At 72.6% G+C, this 5,654-nt stretch carries 7 protein-coding genes; all 7 read left to right on the plus strand.

The annotated features are described in order from the left end of the window. The coding region (gene aroC, locus RH94_RS00620) for a chorismate synthase (protein WP_073945724.1) at positions 1-645 on the plus strand (645 nt) is incomplete at its 5' end. 32 nt (positions 646-677) lie between these two features. Continuing rightward, positions 678-1,160, plus strand: a complete 483-nt coding sequence (locus RH94_RS00625) for a shikimate kinase (RefSeq protein ID WP_107428585.1) — start codon at positions 678-680, stop codon at positions 1,158-1,160. Beyond that, positions 1,157-2,248: a 3-dehydroquinate synthase gene (gene aroB / locus RH94_RS00630; protein ID WP_073945725.1), complete on the plus strand. Its 1,092-nt coding sequence runs from the start codon at positions 1,157-1,159 to the stop codon at positions 2,246-2,248. The genes RH94_RS00625 and aroB overlap by 4 nt, the downstream gene beginning before the upstream one ends. Positions 2,249-2,412: 164 nt before the next feature. Then, a complete protein-coding gene (locus RH94_RS00635; RefSeq protein ID WP_073945726.1) occupies positions 2,413-3,300 on the plus strand; it encodes a Pro-rich N-terminal domain-containing protein in 888 nt (295 codons plus the stop codon). 83 nt (positions 3,301-3,383) lie between these two features. After that, a complete protein-coding gene (locus RH94_RS00640; RefSeq protein ID WP_073945727.1) occupies positions 3,384-4,493 on the plus strand; it encodes an aminopeptidase P family protein in 1,110 nt (369 codons plus the stop codon). Positions 4,494-4,548: 55 nt separating this feature from the next. After that, positions 4,549-5,115, plus strand: coding sequence for an elongation factor P (gene efp / locus RH94_RS00645; protein ID WP_073945728.1), 567 nt, complete (start codon positions 4,549-4,551; stop codon positions 5,113-5,115). 2 nt (positions 5,116-5,117) lie between these two features. After that, positions 5,118-5,552 carry a transcription antitermination factor NusB gene (nusB, locus tag RH94_RS00650; protein ID WP_073945729.1) on the plus strand — a complete coding sequence of 145 codons (435 nt, stop codon included), beginning with the start codon at positions 5,118-5,120 and terminating at the stop codon, positions 5,550-5,552. Positions 5,553-5,654: the final 102 nt, after the last annotated feature.

Genomic DNA, 5,654 nt, shown 5'->3' on the forward strand with positions numbered 1-5,654 from the left:
GTGTACCCGGTCCCGGCGGACGTGGAGAGGCTGGACGCGGACCCGGTGCGCTGCCTGGACGCGGACGCCTCCGAGGCGATGGTCGCCCAGATCGACCAGGCCCACAAGGACGGCGACACGCTCGGCGGCGTGGTGGAGGTGCTGGCGTACGGCGTGCCGGTGGGCCTGGGCTCGCACGTGCACTGGGACCGCCGGCTGGACGCCCGGCTCGCCGCCGCGCTCATGGGCATCCAGGCGATCAAGGGCGTCGAGGTCGGCGACGGCTTCGAGCTGGCCCGGGTGCCCGGCTCCCGGGCCCACGACGAGATCGTCACCACCGACGAGGGCATCAGGCGTGCCACCGGCCGCTCCGGCGGCACCGAGGGCGGGCTGAGCACGGGCGAGCTGCTGCGCGTGCGGGCGGCGATGAAGCCGATCGCGACCGTGCCGCGGGCGCTGAGGACCGTGGACGTGGCCACCGGCGAGGCGGCGCAGGCCCACCACCAGCGCTCCGACGTGTGCGCGGTGCCGGCCGCCGGCATCGTCGCCGAGGCCATGGTGGCCCTCGTCCTGGCCGACGCCGTCGCGGAGAAGTTCGGCGGCGACAGCGTGGCCGAGACCCGCCGCAACGTGCGGGGCTACCTCGACAACCTGGCGATCCGGTGAGCGCCGCACCGGTCGTGGTCCTGGTCGGGCCGATGGGCGTGGGCAAGTCGACCGTCGGGCGGATGCTGGCCGACCGCCTCGGCGCCGCCTACCGGGACACCGACGACGACATCGTGGCCGCACAGGGCCGCAGCGTCGCCGAGATCTTCGTCGACGAGGGCGAGGACGTCTTCCGCGCGGTCGAGAAGGACGCGGTGCGCCGGGCGCTGGCCGAACACGACGGGGTGCTGGCCCTCGGCGGCGGCGCCATCCTGGATGCGGACACCCGCGCGCTGCTCGCCGGACTGCGGGTGGTCTACCTGTCGATGGACGTCGAGGAGGCCGTCAGGCGCACCGGCCTCAACGCGGCCCGGCCGCTGCTCGCGGTCAACCCGCGCAGGCAGTGGCGCGAGCTGATGGAGGCCCGCCGGCACCTGTACGAGGAGGTCGCCACGGCCGTGGTGGCCACCGACGGCCGTACGCCCGAAGAGGTCACCCGAGCCGTTCTGGACGCAGTGGAGTGGAAGGAAGCATGAGCGAGGCAGTGACGCGGGTCCACGTCGGCGGCACCGCGGGCAGCGAACCCTACGACGTACTGGTCGGCCGCCAACTCCTGGGCGAACTCGGCGGGTTGATCGGAGACAAGGCCAAGCGGGTCGCCGTGGTCCATCCCGAGGCGCTCGCCGAGACCGGGGACGCGCTCCGCACCGACCTGGCCGAGCAGGGCTACGAGGCGATCGCCATCCAGGTGCCCAACGCGGAGGAGGCCAAGACCGCCGAGGTCGCCGCCTACTGCTGGAAGGCGCTGGGCCAGTCCGGCTTCACCCGCACCGACGTCATCGTGGGCGTGGGCGGCGGTGCCACCACCGACCTGGCCGGCTTCGTGGCGGCCACCTGGCTGCGCGGGGTGCGCTGGATCGCCGTCCCGACCACCGTGCTGGCCATGGTCGACGCGGCCGTCGGCGGCAAGACCGGCATCAACACCGCCGAGGGCAAGAACCTCGTCGGCGCCTTCCACCCGCCCGCGGGCGTGCTGTGCGACCTGGCCGCCCTGGACTCCCTCCCGGTCAACGACTACGTCTCCGGACTCGCCGAGGTCATCAAGGCCGGTTTCATCGCCGATCCGGCGATCCTGGACCTCATCGAGTCCGACCCCGAGGCCGCCCGTACCCCGGCCGGCCCGCACACCGCCGAACTCATCGAACGCTCCATCCGGGTCAAGGCCGACGTCGTCTCCGCCGACCTCAAGGAGTCGGGCCTCAGGGAGATCCTCAACTACGGGCACACGCTCGGCCACGCCATCGAGAAGAACGAGCGGTACAAGTGGCGGCACGGCGCGGCGGTCGCCGTCGGCATGCACTTCGCCGCCGAACTCGGCCGTCTCGCGGGCCGGTTGGACGATGCCACGGCCGACCGCCACCGCACGGTCCTCGAATCGGTGGGCCTGCCGCTGCACTACCGCTACGACCAGTGGCCCAAGCTGCTGGAGACGATGAAGGTCGACAAGAAGTCCCGCGGCGACCTGCTGCGCTTCATCGTCCTCGACGGCCTCGCCAAGCCCACCGTCCTGGAGGGACCCGACCCGGCCGTGCTGCTCGCCGCCTACGGCGAGGTGGGGCAGTAAGTCCCGACGAGCCCCCTCTGCCCGATTCGCCGTACGGCGGCGGGCACTTCGGGCCGCGCCCGGTCGTTCACCATACGGCGGCCGGGGAAGGTACCGTTCGGTAGGCGGCGGGGTCGGGCCCGTCGCCGGCGTCAGTTGCCTCGTACGAGACGGAGTCGCACCGGATGCAGCACGCAGTGGGTTCACCGCTGCCGCCGCCCCACCAGCCGGGGCACGGACCGGCCGCCGGCCGGCCGCCGGCCGCACACCACCCGGGGCCGCAGCACCCGGGGCCGCAGTACCCGGGCGTGCCCCAGGGTTCCGCGCCCGTGCCCCCGCCTCCCGGCTATCCGTCGGCCCCACCCCCGCAGGGCCCACCCCCGCAGGGCCCGCACCCGTCGGCGCCACCGGTTCCGCCGCCCGCGCCGGACGCCACGGGTCACGTCCGGCTGCCGCCGGGCGGCCCGGTCGGCATGCCCGGCGTGCCGCCCGCCCGGACCGCGCCCGATCCGACGACCACCACGCTGGCGGTGCTGCTGATCGGACCGGCGGGTGCGGGCAAGACGAGCGTCGCCAAGTACTGGGCCGACCACCGCCGCGTGCCCACCGCCCACATCAGCCTCGACGACGTGCGCGAATGGGTCCGCTCCGGCTTCGCCGACCCGCAGTCGGGGTGGAACGACAACTCCGAGGCGCAGTATCGTCTCGCCCGTCGCACCTGCGGCTTCGCCGCGCGCAACTTCCTCGCCAACGGCATCTCGTGCATCCTCGACGACGCCGTCTTCCCCGACCGCCCGGTGGTCGGCCTCGGCGGCTGGAAACGCCACGTCGGCCCCGGCCTGCTCCCGGTCGTCCTCCTGCCCGGCCTGGACGTCGTCCTGGAGCGCAACGCCGAGCGCACCGGCAACCGCCGCCTCACCGACGAGGAGGTCGCCCGCATCCACGGCCGCATGGCCGGCTGGTACGGCTCCGGCCTCCCCATCATCGACAACTCCGCCCTCGACATCCCCTCCACGGCCCGTCTCCTGGACGAGATCCTGACCCGGGCCATCACGAGCCCCCCGAAGTGGTAGGGACGTAACCGCGGGCAGCCGTGCCGTCCCCACTCGGCCCCTCCCGAACGGCGATATTGAGCCACGGCTCTTACGCTCGGTTCATGTCAGAGGTGTACGCGGCCCGCCGAACCCGGCTGAGGGAACGCTGCCACGCGGGCGGCAGCGCGGCGGCGCTGGTGACTCGTCCCGCCAACGTCCGGTACCTCGCGGGAGCGTCCCCGCACGGTGCCGTCCTGCTCCTCGCCAAGCACGAGGACCTCCTGCTGTGCCAGAGCCCCCCGGACGACCGGCCCTACGAGGGCCGTCCCGACGAGACCCTGCGCGTGCAGGTCCTGCCCCATCCCCCCGGCGGAGACCCGGCCGTCGCCGCCGCCGATCTCGCCCAGTCCCAGGGCGCCGACTCGCTCGCCGTCGAGGAACACCACCTCACCGTGGCCCGCCACCGCGCCCTCGCCTCGGTGGCGACCCGGCTGCGACTGGCGGACCTCGGCAGCGCGGTCGAGCAGCTCAGGGTCGTCAAGGACGAGGAGGAGATCTCCCATCTGAGGATCGGCGCCGAGATCGCCGACCAGGCCCTCGGCGAGCTGCTGGAGTCCATCCTCGTCGGCCGCACCGAGCGCCATCTCGCCCTGGAGCTGGAGCGGCGGCTCGTCGACCACGGCGCCGACGGTCCCGCCTTCCCGACCTCCGTGGCCACCGGCCCGAACGCCGGCCGCCGCGGCCACCGGCCCACCGACCGGCGGGTGGAGGAGGGCGACTTCCTCTCGGTGTGCCTGGGCGCCGCCTACCGCGGCTACCGCTGCGAGATCGGCCGTACCTTCGTGATCGGCACGTCCCCGGCGGACTGGCAGATCCAGCTGTACGACCTGGTCTTCGCCGCCCAGCGCGCCGGACGGGAGGCCCTGACCCCCGGCGCCGCCTGCCGCGACGTGGACCGCGCCGCACGTCAGGTCCTGGATTCCGCGGGGTTCGCCGAGCGCCTGCAACCCCTCACCGGGCACGGGGTCGGACTCGAAATCGACGAGGACCCGCAGTTGGCCCCCTCGGCCATGGGTAAACTGGACGCTTGCGTGCCGGTCACCGTCGAACCGGGAGTCCATCTCCCGGGACGGGGCGGCGTCCGGATCGATGACACGCTCGTCGTACGCCCCGAGGCGGACGGCGGACCCGAGCTACTCACCATCACGACCAAGGAGCTCCTCGCGCTCTAGCCTCGCGCTGGGCGCCTGCCCCGGGTCGTACGTCAGTCCAGGAGATTCCGCAACCGTGGCTTCCACGAACGACCTCAAGAACGGCATGGTGCTCAAGCTCGAAGGCGGCCAGCTGTGGTCCGTCGTCGAGTTCCAGCACGTCAAGCCCGGCAAGGGCCCGGCATTCGTGCGCACCAAGCTCAAGAACGTGCTCTCCGGGAAGACCGTCGACAAGACGTTCAACGCCGGCGTCAAGGTCGAAACGGCCACCGTCGACAAGCGTGACATGCAGTTCTCCTACATGGACGGCGACTACTTCGTCTTCATGGACATGGAGACCTACGACCAGCTGCACATCGACCGCAAGGTCGTCGGCGACGCCGCCCACTTCCTGGTCGAGGGCTTCGAGGCCACCGTCGCCCAGCACGAGGGCGAGGTGCTCTACGTCGAGCTGCCCGCCGCCGTCGAGCTGACCATCGCCGAGACCGAGCCGGGCGTCCAGGGCGACCGCTCCACCGGCGGCACCAAGCCCGCCACCCTGGAGACCGGCCACCAGATCCAGGTGCCGCTCTTCGTCACCACCGGGGAGAAGATCAAGGTCGACACCCGCACCAGCGACTACCTCGGCCGGGTGAGCGGCTAACCGTGGCTGCCCGCAACACGGCCCGCAAGCGTGCCTTCCAGATCCTCTTCGAGGCCGACCAGCGCGGCGCCGGGGTCCTGACGGTCCTCGCGGACTGGATCCGGCTCTCCCGGACCGACACCCGGCAGCCGCCGGTCAGCGAATACACGATGCAGCTGGTCGAGGGCTACGCCGGGCACGCCGCCCGCATCGACGAGCTGATCGGCCAGTACGCGGTCGGCTGGACGCTCGACCGCATGCCGGTCGTCGACCGCAACATCCTGCGGCTCGGCGCGTACGAGCTGATCTGGGTCGACGAGACCCCGGACGCCGTCGTGCTGGACGAGATGGTGCAGCTGGCGAAGGAATTCTCCACGGAGGAGTCGCCCGCGTTCGTCAACGGCCTGCTCGGCCGGCTGAAGGACCTCAAGCCCTCGCTGCGCCGAGACCAGGTGTGAGAGGAACCGGCGACACAGACGCCGAGGGGCCCGCAGCGCGACTGCTGCGGGCCCCTCGGCGTCTGTGTACGCACTCGCCCCGCCAGGCCCGCAGAACGCCGT

Origin of the sequence: Streptomyces kebangsaanensis, assembly GCF_001906585.1 — a bacterium.
GTDB classification, from domain to species: domain Bacteria; phylum Actinomycetota; class Actinomycetes; order Streptomycetales; family Streptomycetaceae; genus Streptomyces; species Streptomyces kebangsaanensis.

Bases quoted from the DNA above. Each gene is read 5' to 3' on its own strand.
- aroB (WP_073945725.1), top strand. From the start codon at position 1,157: ATGAGCGAGGCAGTGACGCGGGTCCACGTCGGCGGCACCGCGGGCAGC.
- RH94_RS00640 (WP_073945727.1), top strand. From the start codon at position 3,384: ATGTCAGAGGTGTACGCGGCCCGCCGAACCCGGCTGAGGGAACGCTGC.
- RH94_RS00625 (WP_107428585.1), top strand. From the start codon at position 678: ATGGGCGTGGGCAAGTCGACCGTCGGGCGGATGCTGGCCGACCGCCTC.
- RH94_RS00635 (WP_073945726.1), top strand. From the start codon at position 2,413: ATGCAGCACGCAGTGGGTTCACCGCTGCCGCCGCCCCACCAGCCGGGG.